Origin of the sequence: Burkholderia sp. AU16482, assembly GCF_002223285.1 — a bacterium.
Classification (GTDB): domain Bacteria; phylum Pseudomonadota; class Gammaproteobacteria; order Burkholderiales; family Burkholderiaceae; genus Burkholderia; species Burkholderia semiarida.
Genome location: NZ_NKEY01000006.1, coordinates 1990020 through 2010340, shown reverse-complemented (window position 1 = coordinate 2010340; position 20321 = coordinate 1990020). Strand labels below are relative to the sequence as shown.

Below are 20321 nucleotides of genomic sequence, written 5' to 3'. Positions count from 1 at the left end.
AACGCTATCCGCCGTATTGCTTTCAGGTGCGTGAGAGCCGATGCTGCATCGGCACCGATCGCTGGCGCGCGCGTTGCGTGCAGGAATGACGGGTGACACGGGGCGGGCGGCAGTTCAGTTCGGCTGCGTCAATTGGGCTTCCCACTTCTTCAGGATGCGCACGCGTGCCTGACTGAAACCCACCCAACAATTCAGCCAGGCGTCACTCGGAATCGTCTGCTGCAGATTGGCGGTCTTCACGTAGTCACAAGTATCGCCGGTAAAGTCGGCCCAACTCGTTTGCGATTTCGCCAGCTGGGCGGCAGCGTCGGGGTTGCGTTGGCGGAGCTTGCGAGCAAGCGACCGGTACGCGCTGTCGACTTGCTTCTGCTGCTGATCGAGCACGCAGCGCCTCACGGCTTCCATCGTCGGCCCCGCCTGTTCGCAGTCGACGACAGCGAAAGCCGATACAGGGCTGGCCGACAGCGCGACGATGGCGAGCAGCCGGGCCGCGCGGCGTCGGGCCGGAGCAGTGTGAACGCGGGTGCCCATTGCTTACTTCGCGTTGCGGTTCGCGGCGGGCGCAGGGCCGGACGGATCGCTGACCGGCACCATGTGCGCCTTCCCGTCGTTCACGGTATTGGGACTTTTCGCGTCGTCATCGGGTTCGAGCACGAACCGGAACGAATCGACCCGCTGCATCACCTTCGCCGCATATGCACTGGATCCGCCGCTGTAGCTCTTCAGCCCGGCCAGCACGTTGCCGCCGGCCGCTTTCACGTAGCCCGACAGGATCCGCGAGCCGACCTCGACGTTCGCATTCGGCTCGGTGAGATCCTTCACGTCGCGCAGCATGCCGCGGTGCGCGGACGGCACGACCTGCATCAATCCGGTCGCGCCATGCTGGCCGCGCGCCTTTTCCTGGAAGCGCGATTCGATCGAAATAATCGCGTAAACGAGTGCCGGCGGCAGCGAATATTTCGTCGCGGTCACGCTCACGATATCCGCGAGCTTCGCGGCCTTTTCTCTTGCGACGCCGAATTTCTTCGTCAGGTAGGTGGTGATGCGGCGGTTTGCTTCGTTAGGCTGATCGTTGACGTTCGCGAGCGGCGCGGAGGCGACGGTCGGCGCCGATGCCAGCGCGTCGGGCGCGGACGCAGGCACTGCGGGCGCCTGCTGCGCCGCGGCCTGTTGCGCAATGCCGAGCGAGAGCACGATCAGCCAGAAAAACCGTCGTCGCATGGTGGAGTGCGGGGAAATGGGAGGCGCATAGTATATCGGCCAATTGCCACCGATGTTCGAGCGCCGGTTCGAATGAAAGCACGCTGTAGGCTTGTGTCGATTCGGGCGGGCCGGCAAGCCGATCGTTGCGCGGACACGCATCGCAGTCCGCACGAACGCTAGTTGATGATCTCGCCGATGCCGGTTTCGATGCGGCTTCTGAGCTGCTGAATGAACTCCGGATCGTAGGGTTCCCAGCTATCGAGTTCGCCAACGATCTTCAACGGCGATGTGCTTCGATACGATCGCGTCGGATTGCCGGGGAATTTCTTGTCCGTGACGTTCGGGTCGTTTTCGAATTCGCCGGTAGGCTCGACGATGTAGACCCGCGGCCGGCCTTCGCCTTTGGCCATTTCCGCCGCCAGGCCGGCGCCTTTGGGCAGCGCCGTGAAATAAATGTGATTCATCACGACGTCATCGCGATAATTCGATCTGAAGCCTGCCGTCAGCAAGTCGCCGATCTGCAAATCCGCTTTCGTGCCATGAAAAAACGGGCCGGTGTCTAATGCAGTCATCGCTTCTCCTTCGAAACATTCCGCAACGGTTTCTAGGCGCGCCGCGCGCTCGCCGCCCGCGCAATCGCGCCGATCGCATCGCTGACGAGCACCGCGAGCAAGCCGACGATCACGCCGCCTTGCAGCACGAACGCGGTGTTCGACGTCTGCAGGCCTGCGATGATCACGTCGCCGAGCCCGCGCGCGGCGACCGTCGAGCCGATCGTCGCGGTGCCGAGATTGATCACGACCGCGAGCCGGATGCCGTTGACGATCACCGGGAACGCGAGCGGCAGCTCGACGGACACCAGTTGCTGCCACCCGCTCATTCCCATTCCGCGCGCGGCGTCGACGACGTCGCGCGGCACATCCTCGAGCCCGGCGATCGTGCTTTCGAAAACCGGCAGGAGCCCGTACAGCACGAGCGCGATCAGCACGGGTTTCAAGCCGAAGCCGACGGCCGGCACGGCCAGCGCGAGCACGGCGACCGGCGGGAAGGTCTGGCCGATGTCGACGACGCTGCGCGCGACCGGCAGGAAATCCGCGCCGAACGGCCGCGTGACCGCGATGCCGGCCGCGACCGCGACGATCGTGCCGATCAGGCTCGACAGTGCGACCGTGCCGAGATGCGCGAGCGTGAGATCGAGCAGGCTCGCGCGATCGTAGATCACCGGCGCGCCGTTGTCCGCGAACGGCGCGAACAGACCCTGCAGCCACCCGGGGCGCAACAGCAGCACGAGCAGCAGCGCGAGCGCGGCCGCGCGGGCGACGTACGCGGGAAGCGAAGGCCGCCTGGGGCGCATGCTGCTGCCGGGCGCCGTCATGCGGGCTTCCTCGCGTGCGAGCGGATCGCGTCGAGCGTGATGCGGCGAGGGTCGTGTGCGTGACGGTTGCCGTCGGCCGTATCGTCCACGGGCAGCGCATCGACACCGCGCCACAACAATTCGGACACCGCATCGCGCAGCGTGCGCGTCGCGGCGATCGGTTCGCCGTCGGCATGACCGGCTTCGGCAACGGCGTCGATCGGCGTCAGCGCGAGCAGGCGCAGCGGCCGATCGACGCCCGCGACGAGCTGTTCGACGACACCGGCCGCCGGCTTGCCGAGAATCTCGGCCGGCGTCGCGACCTGCAGCAGCCGGCCGCCGTCCATCACCGCGATCGTGTCGCCGAGCTTCAGCGCTTCCTCGATATCGTGCGTGACGATCACGACCGTGATGCCGAGGCGGCGCTGCAGCGCGAACAGGTCGTCCTGCGCCTTGTTGCGGATGATCGGATCGAGCGCGCCGAACGGTTCGTCCATCAGCAGCATCGCGGGCTCGGCGGCGAGTGCGCGCGCCACGCCGACGCGTTGCTGCTGGCCGCCCGACAGTTCATGCGGCAGCTTGCCTGCGAACTCGGCCGGCGCGAGATGGAACAGATCGAGCAGTTCGTTCACGCGCGCGTCGATGCGCTCGGCCGGCCAGCCGAGCAGGCGCGGCACGGTCGCGATGTTGCGCGCGACGCTCCAGTGCGGAAACAGCCCGTGCCCCTGGATCGCGTAGCCGATGCCGCGCCGTAACTGTTCGGGCGCGACGCTCGCCGTATCGACGCCGTCGATGCGGATCGTGCCGCTGGTCGGTGCGATCAGCCGGTTGATCATGCGCAGGAGCGTCGACTTGCCGCTGCCCGATGCGCCGACGAGCGCGGTGATCGTGCCGCGCTGCACCGTCAGCGATACGTCGTCGACGGCGACCACGTCGCCGAAGCGTTTGCCGACCCGTTCCATCTCGATCATCCTGCACGTCCCTTCGCGAGCGACGTCGCGGCTTCGAACACGACGGCGGCCGCCAGTGCGAGCGCGATCGTCGGGATCGCGCCGAGCAGCACGAGATCGGCGGCCGATTGCCCGATCCCCTGGAAGATGAAGGTGCCGAATCCGCCGCCGCCGATCAGCGCGGCCACCGCGGTCAGGCCGATGTTCTGCACGAGCACGATGCGCACGCCGCTGAGGATCACCGGCAGCGCGAGCACGAGATCGACGCGCAGCAGCCGCTGCATACGTGTCATGCCCATTGCGCGTGCCGCTTCGGTCACGTGCGGCGGCACCTGTCCGAGCCCGACCACGACGCTCGATGCGATCGGCAGCAGCGAGTAGAGGAACAGCGCGAATACGGCCGGCGCGACGCCAATGCCGCGGATGCCGAGCGCGGCCGCGAGCGGCACGTGCGCGGCGAGCAGGCCGAGCGGCGCCATCATCAGCCCGTACATCGCGATGCTGGGGATCGTCTGGACGATATTGAGCACGGGCATCGCGACGGTGCGCACCGTCGCGATGCGCGCGCAGGCGATGCCGAGCGGCACGCCCGCGACGAGCGCGGCGGCGACCGAGCCGCCGGCGAGCGACACGTGACGGATCGCTTCGCGCCAGAAATCGTCGCTGCGCACCGCGTATTCGCGCATCACCGAGAGGCCGTCCCACCAGCCGCTCGCGAGCGGCACCGAAACCGCCGCGATCGCGACGGCGAGCGCGGCGAGCCGCCGCCACGGGCCGAACGCGAGGCGCGCGAGCGCATCGGCGATGAGCACCGCCCACGCGAACAGCAGCAGCCAGACGCCGGCGTCGGGCGACACGCGGGCCAGCATGTCGTCGGGCGCGACGACGTGCGCCGCGGCCGCGCCGATCGCGTACGCGAGCGTCGCGAGCCCCGCGCAGCCGGCCGCGAGCCGCCACGCGGGACGGCTCGCCGTCATCACCCACAGCGCGCCGACGGTCCACAGCGCGGCGAGCGCGGCGCCCTGCATGGCGGGCAGCGCGGCGAACACCGACAGCCCGGTGCCGGCCGCGATCCGGTTCGGCCGCAGCACCGCGAACGACAGGCCGAACACCGCGACGAGCGTGAGTACACCGATCAGGACACCGACCTTGTCGAGCGTGATGCGCCGCGCGGACGCCGCCGCGCGGCCCGTCATTTCACGAAACCCTTCGCTTTCAGATAGCTTTTCGCGACGCCGGCGGCCGGCTCGCCGTTGAGCTGGATGCGGGCGTTCAGCGATTGCAGCGTCTTCAGGTCGAGGCTCGCGAACACGGGCTTCAGCAAGTCGGCGATCTGCGGATGCGCTTTCAGCGCGGCTTCCCGGATCACCGGCGCCGGCGCGTAGACGGGCTGCACGTGCTTGTCGTCGTCGAGCACCGCGAGGCCGCTCGACGCGATGCCGCCGTCGGTGCCGTAGACCATCGCGGCGTTCACGCCATCGGTCTGGTTCGCGGCGGCCTTGATCGTCGCGGCCGTGTCGCCGCCGGACAGCACGACGAGCTGCTCCGGCTTCAGCTTGAAGCCGTACGCCTTCTCGAACGACGGCAGCGCCGACGCGCTGTTCACGAACTCGGCCGAGGCCGCGAGCTTCACCTTGCCGCCGCCTGCCACCCACTTGCCGAAGTCGGAGAAGGTCTTCAGGTGCTGCGACTGCGCGACGGGCGCGAGCAGCGCGACGCCCCACGTGTTGTTCGCGGGCGCCGGTGCGAGCCACACGAGATGGTTCGCCGCGTAGTCGAGCTTCCTGGCGGTGTCGTAGCCTTGGCTCGCGTTCTTCCATACCGGGTCGTCGGCCTTGTTGAAGAAGAACGCGGCGTTGCCCGTGTATTCGGGGTAGATGTCGATCTCGCCGCTCGTGAGCGCCTTGCGCACGATCGGCGTCGTGCCGAGCGCGATCTTTTCGGTGACGGGAACGCCGTGGGCCTTCAGCACCTGTGAAATGAGGTTGCCGAGCAGGTTGCCTTCGGTGTCGATCTTCGACGACACCACGACGGGCGTGTCGGCATGCGCGCCGGGCGCGACGATCGCGGCGGCGAACGCGAGGCCCAGGATCCGGGCGGGCAGGGCGAGCTTCATCGGGGCCAATCTCCAGGACGGGGGCGTACGCCGAAAGTTACTTGACTGAGCCGGCTTTGGCAAACCGCGTGCGGCCGCGTGTCCACAGACGGCGTGGGGATAACCCGCATCCATCGTGCGGGCTTGTTACACTGAAATTCACTCCCGCCTGCGGACATTTGCTGACATGAAGCCCGAGCTGCTGGTCCTCATCGCGCTGCGCGGCGACGCGCATCGCGAGATCGCCGCGTCGTTCGACGTGCGTTACGCGCCGACTCCCGATGCGCGCGAACGCGCGATCGCCGAGCACGGCAGCACGATCCGAGCGGTGCTGACCAACGGCAGCACGGGGTTGAGCGCCGCCGAGATCGACCGGCTGCCGCGCGTGACGTTCGTCAGCGCGCTCGGCGCGGGCTACGAACACATCGACGTCGTGCATGCGAAGACGCGCGGCATCACGGTGGTGACGGGCGCCGGCACCAACGACGATTGCGTCGCCGATCACGCGTTCGCGCTGCTGCTGGCGGCGGTGCGCAACGTCGTGCAGCTCGATGCGAAAACCCGCGCGGGCGTGTGGCGCGACGAGCTGTCGATGCCGCCGAACGTGTCGGGCAAGAAGCTCGGCATCGTCGGGCTAGGCAAGATCGGCGAGAAGTGCGCGCGTCGCGCGGCCGGCTTCGACATCGAGATCGGTTATCACAACCGCTCGGAGAAGCCGGTGCCGTACCGCTATTTCGACCGGGTCGACGCACTCGCGCAGTGGGCCGATTTCCTGATCGTCGCGACGCCGGGCGGTGCAGGCACGCGGCATCTGATCGATCGCGCGGTGCTCGACGCGCTCGGCCCGGGCGGTTTCCTCGTGAACGTGTCGCGCGGCAGCGTTGTCGATACCGCTGCTTTGGCGGACGCGCTGCGCGAACGGCGCATCGCGGGCGCGGGGCTCGACGTGTATGAAGGCGAACCGGCGCCGCCGCGTGCGTTGACCGATCTCGACAGCGTCGTGCTCACGCCGCACATGGGCGGCTGGTCGCCCGAGGCGCTCGATCGTTCGGTGCGGCAGTTTCTCGACAACGCGGCGCGGCATTTCGCGGGGCAGCCGGTATTGACGCCGGTGTAGGCGGCGATCGGTGTTGCCGGTGCGAAACGCGGTCGCGCCGGTCGCGAGACGGCGTGGTTCGGACCGCGTGCACGCCTTGCAGGCCCTCGTGAACCGAACCCGGCACCGTCATCGATCGAATCAGCTTGCGGGGCGGCCGCCCGCGAGATCCGCGGCCGCCACTTCATCGGTGGACGGTAGCGGCCGAATGGTCACCTCGCCCGAAATGAACCGTTTTCCTTTGAAATCCCTGCCGTGGTAACGCGTGCTGATCGCGTGAAATTCGGCATTGCCGGACGCCAGATGCTCGAGTTCGGTCACGTAGGCGCGCACATCCGCGTCGTCTCCGAGCGGGCCGGCGAGGACGCGATCGCGCGCGGCGATCAGGTTGCGTTCGTTCTCGGCAACCAGCGTGGCCAGCTTGTTCAGCGCGTCCTGGAGCGTCAGGCCGTCGCGGTACATCAGCAGCCAGACGGAATTGACCGAATCGGCGATATGAATCTCTTTCCGGAATGAATACGGGTCGTTGACCAGCGTGATCGAATCGATGGCGGCCGTTCTCATTTCCGCCAGCGACCGGTCGGCGGCCAGGTGGTCGGTCATGTCCACGTCGATCGCGTATTCCGTCATGATGGCTGCCCATTCCCCGTAATTGTCGATGCGCCGCATCTCCAGATAGGCGTCGAACGTGAGCTCGTCCATCTTCAAGGCCAACGGATCCGTCTGCCTGACGATCAAGGTACGCAGCGATTCCTCCAGCCGTTGCCAGACGCGGGGCTTCGACGCCAACTGTGCCTTGACGGGCAGCAGCCCCTCGTACAGCAACTGCGCGATCGGGGCGCTGTCCGGCGGGCGCACGCCGGCGATCGCGTCGAAGTAATGCTGCCGCAACGTCGCGCGCGTGTGCGCCTGGTCCAGCATGTCGGGGTTGGTGATGGTGTCGTCGATCAGCGTGGTGATGCTCATCATCCGTTCGAGATCGTAGATCCGGTCGTCTCGCGTGTGCGGGTAGCACAGGCCGCCGAATGACGGCATGCTTTGCGCCAGATAATGTTCGACCGCCTTCTGGCTACCGTAGTACGCGAGGATGTACGGGCTGTCGGTGAGCGCGATTCGGCGCTCCGCCTCGTCGTGGCGCGGATGCCACATGGGCTTCAACTGCAGATGGAAGTCCGGGTGGAAGATTTTTTCCCCCGGTTTCGGCAGGCCGGGGAGATCGCGAACGAAGTTGGGAATCTCTTTCATGGCGGATTCTCGGCTCGAGGTCGGGGGCCGGAAACGGCGGCCTTCAGCGATCGCGCCTGAGCACGAAGCTGTAGATGGAAACTTGGCGCTTCACGATGGCGACGGCCAGGCTCTCGCACATCACGCGGAGTTCTTCCAGCGCGCCGACCGCACCGCGCGGAAAATGACGCTCGATGTTCTCCTGCACGCTCAGCAGCCAGCGCGTCGCGTCCATCCGGTCCGGCAGGATTCTCATGTCGTGGACGACAAAGCCGCTCTGCTCGAACACCTGGCGCAGGTACGCGGGCGTCTTGCGATACTTGCATGCCAGCCTGTCGACGAGATCGGGCGTATCGGACCGGTATTCCTGCAGGTCGACGTTATACAGGTTGTCCGAAACGATGACCGTTCCGTTCGCGGACAGCCGTTGCCGCAATTTGGCCATCACGATTTCGAAAAGGTCGTAGGGGAAGTGGGAAATCACCCCGCGCATGATCGCAAGGTCGTAGGGTTGCCCGAAATCCGGCAGCAAATCGATATCGAGCGCATTGCACCGGAACAGGTTGATGCGGTCCGACAAGGCTCGCGCGGCATTGACTTCGGCGCAGTATTCGAGCTGGCGTTCGCTGATGTTGATGCCGTCCAGGCGATGACAGTCGGGAAACCGCTCGGACAGATCCCGCAGCACCGTTCCCCAGCCGCACCCGATATCGAGTATCCGGTCGACGGGCTGGCGGCCGGGCCTATCCAGGCCGGCGAGCTCGAGTTGCCGCTCGAAATACCGGAGGCCGGATTCGTCGAGGCCGATCGGCTCCGGCGATCGGGCCGGGTCATAGATACCGAACTGGAACCAGAGGCGATCGCCGATCGCGCTGCTCCAGCTTTCCGGGTCGTCCTGGTAAGCCAGTGCGACCCGCGACTCGTAATCGTTTCGTTCCCGGCCCCGTATCGAAGCGAACGGCTTGACGGTCCGGCCATTCAATGGCGATCCCGATCCGACGGCGGTGTCCGTGCCGATATTGCTCATAGCCATTCTCCGAGGCGGGGGTACGACGCCATGCACGGGATAGCCGGACTTCCGTGTCCGGCGAGCGCGGTTGCTGCCGAATCACGGTTGCATGATCGAAGCGGGCGACATCCCCTTTCCTCGACCAGGACAGAAAATCAGCGGCACCCGATTCAAAAAAGACGAGCGATTACCGTGGGCCGCGACTCGGCGGCCGCCGGTCGGGCTGGAAACGGCATACAGGCAAAGGGAATCCCCGAGGGCAACCGGTTACGAATTTCCGGATTATTGATTTCCCAATCTAGTCGATCGGGTTTCGATGTCAAGCGACAGAATGCTGTTTCATTTTCCGATTCAAAGAATCGCTTGATTCACGAAATGCGGAATGATCATTCCGACGGGGCGGCCTTTTTAAAGAAACAGAAAATCGAGCCGGACGATGGGAAACGATCCGGGATGCGGAGGTACCGGCATCCCGGATCGTGTCGAGGGGGTACCGCGGGCTGCCGCGGCTCAGGAAGCCGCGAGCGGCACCGTCACCGACGTGCCGGCCGGATCGAGCGTCAGCCCCGTGCCCGGCGTCGGCCGCAGCGTCGCCTCATAGTCGCTGGAGAGGACCACGAGCCCCAGCCGGTGGCCGGCTTCCAGCTTGTAGTCGCGCGGCATGAACGTCAGCTTCAGGTCGTACGGCATGCCGGGCAGCACGGGCTGCGACACCCACTCGGACAGCCGGTTGCGCGGGTCGGTCCATGCGCGCGTGACGATCGTCGCCGTGCCGTCCGGCGCGCGGTCGACCAGCAGCGCCGTCACGTTCGCCACGCCCGTGAAGGTCAGCCTGACGCGCGCGGTCGCCGTGCCGGACAGGCGTGCCGCGGCCGTCAGCGGGGCCGTCTCGAAGCGGCTGCGGTTTTCGCCGGTCGCCGTGTTCGCCAGCGTCAGCGCGGGAATGCGCGCATCGTCGGTGAAGCGCGCGAGCGGGCCGCCGGTCGGCTGCCGCAGCAGCGTGCCGGTGGTTGCGCCGTCGCCGCCGGCGAAGTACGTGACCGGCGTGGCGCGACGCGCGGCCCAGTCGGCTTCCTTCAGCAGCGAGCCGTCGGCCTGCGCGATCACCGCGCGCGGATCGTGCTCGACGCCGTTGTCGTAGCCGATCAGGTAGCGCGTGAACCAGCGGTTCACCTCGGCGGTCCACGCGTCGGCCATCGCCGGCACGCGGGTCGGATCGGTGTGCTTCAGTCGATGCAGCCACAGCTGGGTCGGCACGCCCTGGCGCCGCATCGCCAGATACCACGACGTCGACTGGTCGACGCGCACGTTGTCGTCGGTCAGCCCTTGCGCGACGAGCGCCGGCGCGACCGCGAACGCGGTCGGAATGTCGCGCGCGGCCCAGAACGGCGAATAGTCGCCGGTCTTGCGGTCTTCCTGCTGCAGCGCTTCGTCGATCAGGTGCGTGCAGCGCTCCGGATGCGCGTTCGTCAGCAGCGCCTTGATGTACACGTCGACATCCTCGCCCTGATAGCCTTCCGGCGCGCGCACGAGGCCGCCCGAGCGGTAGTAGCCGTACATGTTCGACAGCCCGGCGATCGGCACGATCGCGTCGAGCCCGCGCGTGCGCAGGCTCGCGACCATCTTCGGCAGCGTGCCGTCGTACGACACGCCGTACATGCCGACGTGGCCGGTCGACCAGTTCGCGACGACCGTCTTGCCGTTCGCGTCCTTCGCGGTCGCGTCGCGGCCGAGCCAGCGGATCACCGACGCCATCGCGACCGATTCGTCGCGCGTGAGGATCGTCGGGCAGCCGTCCGAGCCGGCGGTGCCGAGCGAATCCGCATAGACGATCGTGAAGCCGCGCGGCACGAAGTAGCTCTCGATCCACGAGCGGCCGGCGGCCGCCGCCTCGACTTGCTGCAGCATCCGGGTTTGCGGTGCGGCGGCCAGGATGCGCGTGGACGCCGATGCCGCGGCGCCGGCGGTCGCGGCCGGATGCGGGGTGCCGTCGAGTTCGACGTCGACGTCGTGGTTGGGGCTGTCGGCGAGCCCCGCGTAATACGGGCTCGCGAGCACGATGACCGGCGTGCGCGCGCCGTTCGCGGTCTCGGCCGGCCGCACGATGCGCACGTGGATGCGGTCGCGCGTGCCGTCGCCGTCGGAATCGACCGGCGTGTCGACCCACGCGTTCTCCTCGATCGTGCCGCCCGACAGCGACGGCTGCACCTGGCCGTTGCTGATCACCGGCTTGTAGCGTCCGCCGCTCGCCGGATTCGCGTACGGGACGCCGGACGGTGAAAAGCGCGACGCGAGCGATTGCGTATTGGACTGATCGGCCGCGGCGGCGGCCCCCTCCTGTTGGCCCTGTGCGAGCGCTGACACGCCCGCCACGCTACCGCCGTCGTCACCGCCGCACGCGGCGAGCGTCGCGGCCGCCACGAGCGCGGGCAGCCACGCGCGCCGGAATCCGGTTCGATGAATGTTCATTGCAGCGACCTCGTCTCTTGTGATTGTGTGGAACCGGTCGGCTCGCGATACGCCCCCTGCGGCCTGGCCGGGTACTGCATCGGATGAAGCGGAACTGCACCATCAAAAACGGCGGGCGAGACGGAAGGGGATCTCGCCCGATGCCGACGTGCGTCAGGTGGCGCGCATCCGGCTGGCGTCGAGGCGAGCGCATCGCCCCGAGCGGAATGCGTCAGTGCGGCGGTTCGATACGAAAGCAGGAGTGCGAATCAAACAGAAGCATGCCCGAGCTCCCTTCAGGTTTTGGATGAAACGGAACGGCACGATGCGAAGAGGCGGAAATGTTGCGAACGGCGGTGCTGCAACGGCAGGAAAGCGCGACGCGAGCCGGCACGCTGTTGGCCGGGATTGCTTTCCGGAAGCTTGCGCAAAAGTTATCTCAGTGAAATGCGCGTGTCAAACTTTTTTAGCTTAAGTCAAACAAAGTTTCTGTATGCGTGTGGCCGGCGACCTCAACTTCCATGGAATCCGTCCGTAAACAGCAAAAAACAGGCTGAAAACGAGAGAGAGGGCAATGACGATTCCAGTCACGGCGGCGGGCGACCTGTCGCTCGCGCAAATGGCGCAGGCGGTGCTCGACGGGCGCCAGGCATCGGACACGACCGCGTCCGGCGCGTCGCCAGACGAGCCGATCGGCGTTCGGGCAGTCGATCCGCAGGCGATGCAGGCGGCGCTGGCGAAACAGTTGTCGATGGTGGGCGACCTGACGATGAAGCTGCGCGGCGTCACCGACGCGCTCGCGACGAGCCTGCAGGACATCGTCGCGAAGCGCCCCGATCTGGCCGACGCGCCATTCGACTTCGTGACCGACGACGGCCGGATCAAGGTCGTATCGAAGACGCTGACCGACAGCGATCGCGCGTGGGTCGAATCGACGCTGAACGCGAACGCCGGCCTCGTGCTCGCGACGCGCGATTTTCACGAGCAGGCGGTCGATATCGCCGCGCAAGGCGTGGCCGTGCGCGGCGACACGTTCGCGGACAGCGAGCGCGCGGCGGCCAGTCAGGGCGCCGATGCGCGCTTTCATTTCATGAGCCTGCTCAACCGGTCGGTCGCGGACAATCCGCCACCCGTGCCGCCGGGCGGGCACTTCACCACGCAGGACGGCACGACGCTGCAGATCGAGCCGTCGGCCGGCACCGCGCGCGGCACGCTCGCGCTGCTGAATACCGCGCGCCAGTTGTCGTCGGGCGCGGCGATCTTCGTCGACTCATCCGGCAAGAAGTCCTACGGGATGCGCGCGGAACTCGTCAACGTCGGCTTCGACGTGCTCGCCGCCTACGCGCCGGACGGCGGCAACAGCGTCGGTTTCCACGAGATCGCGTAACGCCGCGCCAATCGAGCCGCTCGCGGCTACTCGTCGCGCAGCGCGTCGGCCGGCCGCACCCGCGCGGCGCGCCAGCTCGGGTACAGCGTCGCGACGCACGACATCAGGAACGCGGCCGACGCGATCTCGATCACGTCGAGCGCCGACAGCTTCGACGGCAGCGCGCTGAGGAAATAGACGGACGGTGTCAGGAAGCGGATGCCGAGCAACTGCTCGATCGCCGGCAGCACCACCGGGATGCTTACCGCGATCGCGCAGCCGAGCGCGACGCCCGCCAGCGTGCCGGCGAGGCCGATCGTCATCCCCTGGGTCGCGAAGATCTTCATGATCGAGCGGGGCGGCGCGCCGAGCGTGCGCAGGATCGCGATGTCGCCCTGCTTCTGCGTGACCGTCATCACGAGCGACGACACGAGGTTGAACGCGGCGACCGCGACGATCAGCATCAGGATCAGCGACAGCATCCGCTTCTGCAGCCGCTCGGCTTCGAACCACGTGCGGTTCTGCCGCGTCCAGTCGCGGATGTACAGGTTGCCCGACAGCGTGCGCGACAGCGCGAGCGCGATCTCCGGCGCGCGCTGCAGATCGTCGATGCGCAACCGGATGCCGGTCGGCGCGCTCACGTTGGACAGTTGCTGCGCGTCGCGGATGTGGATGTACGCGAGCGCGCTGTCGTACTGGTAGTGGCCCGACTCGAACGTGCCGACCACGTTGAACTGGCGGAACCGCGGCAGCGCGTCGCCGAGGCGCGCGGTGTTGCCGGGCGCGAAGAACGTGATGCGGTCGCCGATCTTCACCTGCAGCGCGTCGGCGAGCGCGGCGCCGAGCACGATGCCCATCTCGCCCGGCACGAGCGCGTCGAGGCGCCCGGTCTTCAGCTTGCGCGCGATTTCGGACACGCGCGGCTCGAGCACCGGATCGATCCCGCGCAGCGCGACGCCCGTCACGTTGCCTGCGTTCGTCAGCAGCGCCTGTGCGTCGACATAGGGTGCGACGGCGCGCACCGAAGCATTCTGTAACGATTCGTGCGCGGTCAGCCGCCAGTCGGGCATCGCGCCGGCCGGCGAAAAGATTTCCACGTGCGCGAGCACCGACAGCATCCGGTCGCGCACCTCGGTGCGAAAGCCGTTCATCACCGACAGCACGACGATCAGCGCGGCCACGCCGAGCGCGATGCCGGCCATCGCGGCGCCGGCGATGAACGACACGAAGCCGTCGCCGGCCGAGCGCCGGCCGCCGCGCGCGTAGCGCAGCCCGATCTGCCATTCGAACGGGAGTTTCAAGCGGTTTCCTTTCATTTCGGTTCGATCCTGCCGAGCCGCGCATTCTAGCGAACGCGGCGCGACCGCGCGCAGAGGTCGGGTATCGGCCGGCGTTGCGCGCCGGCACACCGCTGTTTCCATCGTTTCGGGTCTGATCGATAATGGCGCCCAGCATCCGGTCGATACCAAGTACTCACGGCGCAACCGGGCCGCGCCGTCACAAGACCCATAACGATTCGGGGAAGGTTGCCGCTTGGGCAGCATGTCCTTGACAAGGAAATAACAAAATGGATTTGCTGCGTTTCCTGCTGCTCCTGCCGATTCGCGTGGCGGGCTTCGTCTGTTGGCTGCTCGGCTGCGCGCTGCGGCCGCTGGTCGGCGACGTGTCGTGGACGGCGCCTGCGTGGATGGGCGTCACCGCCGCGGCCGTGCGCCGCCGCCCGTGGCATGCCGGCGGCATCGTGCTGCTCGCGGCCGCGCTCGGTTATGGCGGCTACTGGTTCAAGCATCGCCCGAAGCCGCCCGAGCCCGAAACCGTCGGCTTCACCGTGAAGGCGCCGGCGATCACGACCTACGAGGTCGACGACTCCGACAAGCCGAAGATCACCGTGCATCCGCTCGAGGTGGCGTTCTCGCGATCGGCCGCGCCGATCGAACAGGTCGGCAAGCCGGCCGGCGACGGCATCGAGATGACGCCCGCGCTGAAGGGCGCGTGGGAGTGGGTCGACGACAAGACGTTGCGCTTCACGCCGGCGGCCGACTGGCCGGTCGGCGCGCACGTCGAGGTGCGCTTCGCCGTGCATCGCGTGTTCGCGCCGCAGGTAACGATGCACGACGACCGTTTCGCGTTCGACGTGCCGGCGTTCGCAGCGACGCTCGGCGACAACCAGTTCTACCAGAACCCCGACAATCCGGCGGAGAAGCAGGCGCTGTTGCAGTTGCGTTTCAACTACCCGGTCGATCCGGCCGAGTTCGAGAAGCGCATCGGCCTGGTGCTGGTCGGCCGCGACGGCAAGACCGTGTCGCCGCTGCGTTACACCGTCAACTACGACAAGATGAAGACGAGCGCGTGGGTCTACTCGCAGCCGCTCGAGATTCCGCGCGATCCGCTGACGGCACGGCTCGACGTCGACAAGGGCGTGAAGAGCGCGCGCGGCGGCAACGGCACGCCCGACGTGCTGCACGCATCGGTCGGCGTGCCGGGGCTGTACAGCCTGACGATCGACAACATCGCGCCGACGCTCGTCGACAACGAGCGCTACGAGCCCGAGCAGGTGCTCGTCGCCGAAACCTCCGACGGCGTGCGCGGCGCCGAGCTGGCCGCGCGCGCGAAGGCATGGGTGCTGCCCAAGCGCAAGCCGGGCGTCGAGCAGGCGGACGACGATCCGCCGTACGAATGGAACGTGGCCGACATCAGCGACGCGGTGTTGAAGCAGTCGAAGCCGCTGCCGCTCGAAGCGGTGCCGACCGAGAACGACTACGCGACGCTGCAGAGCTTCAAGTACCGCGCGACGCCGGGCGAGCGCGTCGTCGTGCGGTTCGAGGGCGACCTGAAATCGGCGGGCGGCTACCGGCTCGGCGCGCCGGTGACGAACGCGTTCACGGTGCCCGATTATCCGAAGCTGCTGCGCTTCATGGCCGACGGCTCGCTGCTGTCGATGAGCGGCAGCAAGCGGCTGTCGGTCGTGTCGCGCAACCTGCCGGGCATGAAGGTCGAGATCGGCCGCGTGCTGCCCGACCAGATCCAGCATCTCGTGAGCTTCAACAACGGCACGTACGCGCGGCCCGAGCTGTCGTATTCGTTCAGCGAGGATCACATCGTCGAGCGCTTCGTGCAGACCCGTGCGTTTCCGGCCGGCGACCCCGGCCGTGCCCATTACGAAGGCATCGACCTCGGCCAGTACCTGAAGGGCGACAAGCGCGGCGTGTTCCTGCTGCATCTGTCGAAGTACGATCCGGCGGCCGAGAAGAAGAAAGCCGACGATGCGAAGGACGGCGATTCGGCGTCCGGCGACGGCGGCCAGGATTCATCCGACAACGTCGATTCGGGCGACAGCGGCGGCAACGGCGACGACAGCGACAACGCACTCGGCGACACGCGCCTGATCGTCGTGACCGATCTCGGGATGCTGGTCAAGAAGGCGCTGGACGGCAGCCAGGACGTGTTCATCCAGTCGATTCGCTCCGGCAAACCGGTTGCTGGCGCAACCGTGTCGGTGCTCGCGGTGAACGGCCAGGCGCTGTTTTCGCAGACGACCGGCGCCGACGGCGTCGTGCATTTCCCCGCGTTCAAGGGGCTCGACCGCGAGAAGCGTCCGCAACTGTATGTCGTGAAGAAGGACACCGATCTGTCGTTCCTGCCGGTGGCCGGCCGTGACCGTCAGCTCGACTTCTCGCGCTTCGACGTCGACGGCGAGCGCAACGCGACGGGCCAGGGGCAACTGTCCGCGTACCTGTTCTCGGATCGCGGGCTGTACCGGCCCGGCGATCCGTTCCATATCGGCCTGATCGTGCGCGCGGCGAGCTGGGCGCGCAGCCCGGCCGGCGTGCCGCTGCAGGCGGAGATCGTCGACCCGCGCGGGATGACCGTCGAGCGCAAGCCCGTGACGGTCGACGCGACGGGCTTCACCGAGCTCGGCTACACGACCGCCGAAACGGCGCCGACCGGTACGTGGACCGTCAACCTGTATATCGTCAAGGACGGCCAGCCGGGCGCCGAGCCGATCGGCAGCACAACGGTGCAGGTGAAGGAATTTCTGCCCGACCGGATGAAGGTCGACGCGAAGCTGTCGCAGCAGGTCGTCGAAGGATGGGTGAAGCCGAAGGGGCTGAAGGGCCTCGTCGATGCGCAGAACCTGTTCGGCACGCCGGCCGAAAAACGCCGCGTCGCGGCGACGCTGACGCTGCGCCCCGTGTGGCCGTCGTTCCGCAGTTGGCAGGGTTATCACTTCTTCGACGCACGCCGCGCGAAGGAGGGCTACACGACCGCGCTGCAGGACGGCACGACCGACGACAAGGGCCATGCCGAGTTCGACCTCGATCTCGACAAGTACGCGGACGCGACCTACCAGCTCTACTTCCAGGCGAAGGCGTACGAAGCGGAAGGCGGGCGCAACGTCGCCGCGAACGCGCAGACGCTCGTGTCGAACAACGACTGGCTCGTCGGCTACAAATCGGTCGACGATCTCGGCTACGTGAAGCGCGGCAGCCCGCGCACGGTGCGGCTCGTCGCGATCGATCCGGGCGCGAAGGCGATCGACGTGAAGGACCTGCGCGCGCAGCTCGTCGAGCAGCGCTACGTGTCGGTGCTGACCAAGCAGGATTCCGGCGCGTACAAATACGATTCGCGCTTGAAGGAAGTACCGGTCGACGAGAAGCCGCTGTCGATTCCGGCAGCCGGGCTCGACTACGCGCTGCGCACCGACAAGCCGGGCAGCTACGCGCTCGTGATTCGCCGCGCCGATGGCGCCGCAGTGAACCGGATCGAGTATTCGGTCACGGGCGCCGCGAACGTCACGCGTTCGCTCGATCGTAACGCGGAGCTTCAGGTGAGCCTCGCGAAGCACGATTTCAAGCCGGGCGAGCAGGTGGAAATCGCGATCCGTGCGCCTTACGCGGGCAGCGGCCTGATCACGATCGAGCGCGACAAGGTGTATGCGCACGCGTGGTTCCACGCGGACACGACGAGCTCGATCCAGCACATCACGGTGCCGGCCGGCTTCGAGGGCAATGGCTACATCAACGTGCAAACCATCCGCGATCCGTCGTCGGACGAGATCTTCATGAGCCCGCTGAGCTACGGCGTCGTGCCGTTCTCGGTGAACCTCGACGCGCGCCGCAACGCGGTGAGCGTCGATGCGCCGGCGCTCGTGAAGCCGGGCGATACCGTCAATTTCGTCGTGCATTCGGCGAAGCCGGCGAAGGTCGTCGTGTTCGCGGTCGACGAGGGCATCCTGCAGGTCGCGCGCTACAAGCTCGGCGATCCGCTGAAGTTCTTCTTCCGCAAGCGGATGCTCGAAGTCGGCACGTCGCAGATCCTCGACCTGATCCTGCCGGACTTCGAGAAGCTGATGGCGATGGCCGCGCCCGGCGGCGACGCCGACGATGCGATCGGCCGCCAGCTGAACCCGTTCAAGCGCAAGCGCGACAAGCCGGTCGTCTACTGGTCGGGGATCGTCGACGTGAACGGCGACACGCGCCTGAGCTACACGGTGCCCGACTATTTCAACGGGAAGCTGCGCGTGATGGCCGTGTCGGTGTCGCCGGACCTGGTCGGCACGTTCGAAGGCGCGACGACGGTACGCGGCGATTTCGTGCTGTCGCCGAACGTGCCGACGACGCTCGCGCCCGGCGACGAGGCCGACGTCAGCGTCGGCGTCGCGAACAACCTGACGGGCGTCGGCAACCAGCCGGTGCCGGTCGCGGTCACGCTGAAGACGGGCCCGCAGTTGCAGGTGATCGGGCCGGCGACGCAGAACGTCGCGCTCGCGCCGCAGCACGAAGGCGTCGCGCTGTTCCGCGTGAAGGCGACCGATACGCTCGGCTCCGGCGCGCTGTCGTTCGGCGCGCGCTACGGCGCGAAGGGCGCGCAGCAGCGGGTCGACGTGTCGGTGCGGCCGGCCGCCGCGTTCCGCACGCAGCTCGACATCGCGCGGCTCGAGCCGGGCAGGAAGGCGAGCGTGCCGAACCTGCGGTCGATGTACGACGCGTATGCGTCGCGCGACGCGAGCATCTCGACCGCGCCGCTGGTGCTGTCCGAAGGGCTGTCGTCGTATCTCGTCAACTTCGAGCACGCGTGCAGCGAGCAGATGGTGAGCGCGGCCGTACCGCGCATGTTCGCGGCGAAGTGGCTGTCGGTGCGCGCGCTGACGAGCGCGATGCATGCGCCCGAAGCCGGCGTCGATGCGACGAATGCGAGCGCGATCGCGCAGTTCCTCGGCGTGCTGCGCAGCCGGCAGAACGCACAGGGCGGCTTCGGCCTGTGGAGTGCGACGCCCGATGCCGATCCGTTCGTGTCCGCGTATGCGATGCACGTGCTGCTCGATGCGCGCGACCGCGGCGTCGCGGTGCCGAAGGACATGCTCGACGCGGGCAACGCGTACTTGCAGCGGCTCGCCGCGAACGATTCGCTCGGCTCGCTCGACCTGCTGCGGCAGCGCGCGTACGCGGTGTATCTGCTCACGCGCCAGGGCAACGTGACGACCAACAACCTCGCGGCCGTGCAGAAGCGGCTGCAGGCGGCCTATCCGAACGACTGGAAGAACGATCTCGCGGCGGCGTGGCTCGCCGCGTCGTATCAGTTGCTGAAGCAGGACAAGGAGGCCGCGGCGCTGATCGCGGGCCCGCAGGCGTTGCTCGAACGCAAGCGCGCGTCCGGCGGGGACGATTCGACCGGCTACTACATCGACCCGCTGACGCGCGATGCGAGCGTGCTGTACCTGCTCGCGAAGCACTTCCCGGAGCGCGTGCGCAAGCTGTCGCCGCGCGCGATGGACAACCTCGCCGCGCCGCTCGTCGACAACCGCTACAACACGCTGTCGTCGGCGATGACGATTCTCGCGCTCGACGCGTACGCGGCATCGAACGCAGGGCAGCTCGACCAGCTCGCGATCAATGAGGTACGCGCGGGCGCTGCGCCGAAGGACGTATCGTCGATCCAGGCGAACCTCGTGCGCTCGGGCACATGGTCGGCCGGCGCATCGCGGGTCGACTTCGTGAACGGCAGCGCGTTGCCGGCCTGGTGGGTCGCGAGCCAGTCGGGCTACGACCGCGGCACGTCGACGAAGGCGATCAAGAACGGGCTGGAAATCGTGCGCGACTACACGGATACGGACGGCAAGCCGCTCGCCAGGATCACGCTCGGCCAGGAGATCGACGTGCACCTGAAGATTCGCGCGACCGGTTCGGCGAACGTCGGCAACGTCGCGATCGTCGACTTGCTGCCGGGCGGCTTCGATCCGGTGATCGCGCCGCCGCCCGTGACCGATACGGAGGACGGCAACGGCGACGGCAGTGCGTCGGCGCCGGTGGCCGATGCGCCGTGGCATTCGCCGATCGGCGTGAAGGGCTCGACGTGGCAGCCGCAGTTCGCCGATATCCGCGAGGATCGCGTGGTGGTCTACGGCACCGCGACGACCGACGTGCGGGAGTTCGTCTACCGGATCAAGGCCAGCAATGCGGGTCGCTTCATTGCGCCGCCGGCCTACGGCGAATCGATGTACGACCGCCGCGTGCAGGCGCAGGCGCCGGGCGGCGCGGCGCTGACGGTGGAGCGCGTGCGATGACGAAGCGGCCGC

Annotated in this window: 14 protein-coding genes; 3 read left to right on the top strand and 11 right to left on the bottom strand. The window is 67.5% G+C overall.

Annotation, left to right across the window (positions count from 1 at the left end; genetic code table 11):
• Positions 1-114: 114 nt before the first annotated feature.
• From CFB35_RS26280 to CFB35_RS26250, 7 genes are all read right to left on the bottom strand, one after another.
• Positions 115-531 (bottom strand): lysozyme inhibitor LprI family protein, encoded by a 417-nt coding sequence (locus tag CFB35_RS26280; RefSeq protein WP_059575380.1) that lies wholly within the window; start codon positions 529-531, stop codon positions 115-117.
• A gap of 3 nt (positions 532-534) precedes the next feature.
• Entirely contained in the window at positions 535-1221 is a 687-nt protein-coding gene (locus tag CFB35_RS26275) for a lytic transglycosylase domain-containing protein (RefSeq protein WP_059575378.1), read from the bottom strand.
• A 158-nt stretch (positions 1222-1379) separates the two neighbouring features.
• Positions 1380-1775 carry an NAD(+)--rifampin ADP-ribosyltransferase gene (arr, locus tag CFB35_RS26270; RefSeq protein WP_059575376.1) on the bottom strand — a complete coding sequence of 132 codons (396 nt, stop codon included), beginning with the start codon at positions 1773-1775 and terminating at the stop codon, positions 1380-1382.
• A gap of 32 nt (positions 1776-1807) precedes the next feature.
• Positions 1808-2578: an ABC transporter permease gene (locus CFB35_RS26265; protein ID WP_059575374.1), complete on the bottom strand. Its 771-nt coding sequence runs from the start codon at positions 2576-2578 to the stop codon at positions 1808-1810.
• A complete protein-coding gene (locus CFB35_RS26260) occupies positions 2575-3528 on the bottom strand; it encodes an ABC transporter ATP-binding protein (RefSeq protein WP_059575371.1) in 954 nt (317 codons plus the stop codon). The genes CFB35_RS26265 and CFB35_RS26260 overlap by 4 nt, the downstream gene beginning before the upstream one ends.
• Positions 3525-4703, bottom strand: a complete 1179-nt coding sequence (locus tag CFB35_RS26255) for an ABC transporter permease (RefSeq protein ID WP_059575369.1) — start codon at positions 4701-4703, stop codon at positions 3525-3527. The genes CFB35_RS26260 and CFB35_RS26255 overlap by 4 nt, the downstream gene beginning before the upstream one ends.
• Complete coding sequence (locus tag CFB35_RS26250; protein WP_059575367.1) at positions 4700-5623, bottom strand: ABC transporter substrate-binding protein; 924 nt, start codon at positions 5621-5623, stop codon at positions 4700-4702. The genes CFB35_RS26255 and CFB35_RS26250 overlap by 4 nt, the downstream gene beginning before the upstream one ends.
• A gap of 166 nt (positions 5624-5789) precedes the next feature.
• On the opposite strand from CFB35_RS26250, the gene CFB35_RS26245 reads away from it, so the two are divergent.
• Positions 5790-6719 carry a 2-hydroxyacid dehydrogenase gene (locus CFB35_RS26245; RefSeq protein WP_059575365.1) on the top strand — a complete coding sequence of 310 codons (930 nt, stop codon included), beginning with the start codon at positions 5790-5792 and terminating at the stop codon, positions 6717-6719.
• Between the two features lie 120 nt (positions 6720-6839).
• Here CFB35_RS26245 and CFB35_RS26240 read toward each other — a convergent pair whose 3' ends face one another.
• The 3 genes from CFB35_RS26240 to CFB35_RS26230 all read right to left on the bottom strand — a co-directional run bounded on the left by CFB35_RS26240 (position 6840) and on the right by CFB35_RS26230 (position 11400).
• Entirely contained in the window at positions 6840-7943 is a 1104-nt protein-coding gene (locus tag CFB35_RS26240; RefSeq protein ID WP_059608907.1) for a hypothetical protein, read from the bottom strand.
• Positions 7944-7986: 43 nt separating this feature from the next.
• Positions 7987-8949: a cyclopropane-fatty-acyl-phospholipid synthase family protein gene (locus CFB35_RS26235; RefSeq protein ID WP_059575362.1), complete on the bottom strand. Its 963-nt coding sequence runs from the start codon at positions 8947-8949 to the stop codon at positions 7987-7989.
• A gap of 492 nt (positions 8950-9441) precedes the next feature.
• Entirely contained in the window at positions 9442-11400 is a 1959-nt protein-coding gene (locus tag CFB35_RS26230; RefSeq protein ID WP_059575360.1) for a Xaa-Pro dipeptidyl-peptidase, read from the bottom strand.
• Positions 11401-11953: 553 nt separating this feature from the next.
• Between CFB35_RS26230 and CFB35_RS26225 the strand changes: the two genes are divergently transcribed.
• Positions 11954-12766, top strand: a complete 813-nt coding sequence (locus CFB35_RS26225) for a hypothetical protein (RefSeq protein WP_059575358.1) — start codon at positions 11954-11956, stop codon at positions 12764-12766.
• 26 nt (positions 12767-12792) lie between these two features.
• Here CFB35_RS26225 and CFB35_RS26220 read toward each other — a convergent pair whose 3' ends face one another.
• Positions 12793-14061: a lipoprotein-releasing ABC transporter permease subunit gene (locus tag CFB35_RS26220; protein WP_081066565.1), complete on the bottom strand. Its 1269-nt coding sequence runs from the start codon at positions 14059-14061 to the stop codon at positions 12793-12795.
• A 251-nt stretch (positions 14062-14312) separates the two neighbouring features.
• Between CFB35_RS26220 and CFB35_RS26215 the strand changes: the two genes are divergently transcribed.
• Complete coding sequence (locus tag CFB35_RS26215) at positions 14313-20309, top strand: alpha-2-macroglobulin (protein ID WP_059575357.1); 5997 nt, start codon at positions 14313-14315, stop codon at positions 20307-20309.
• Positions 20310-20321: the final 12 nt, after the last annotated feature.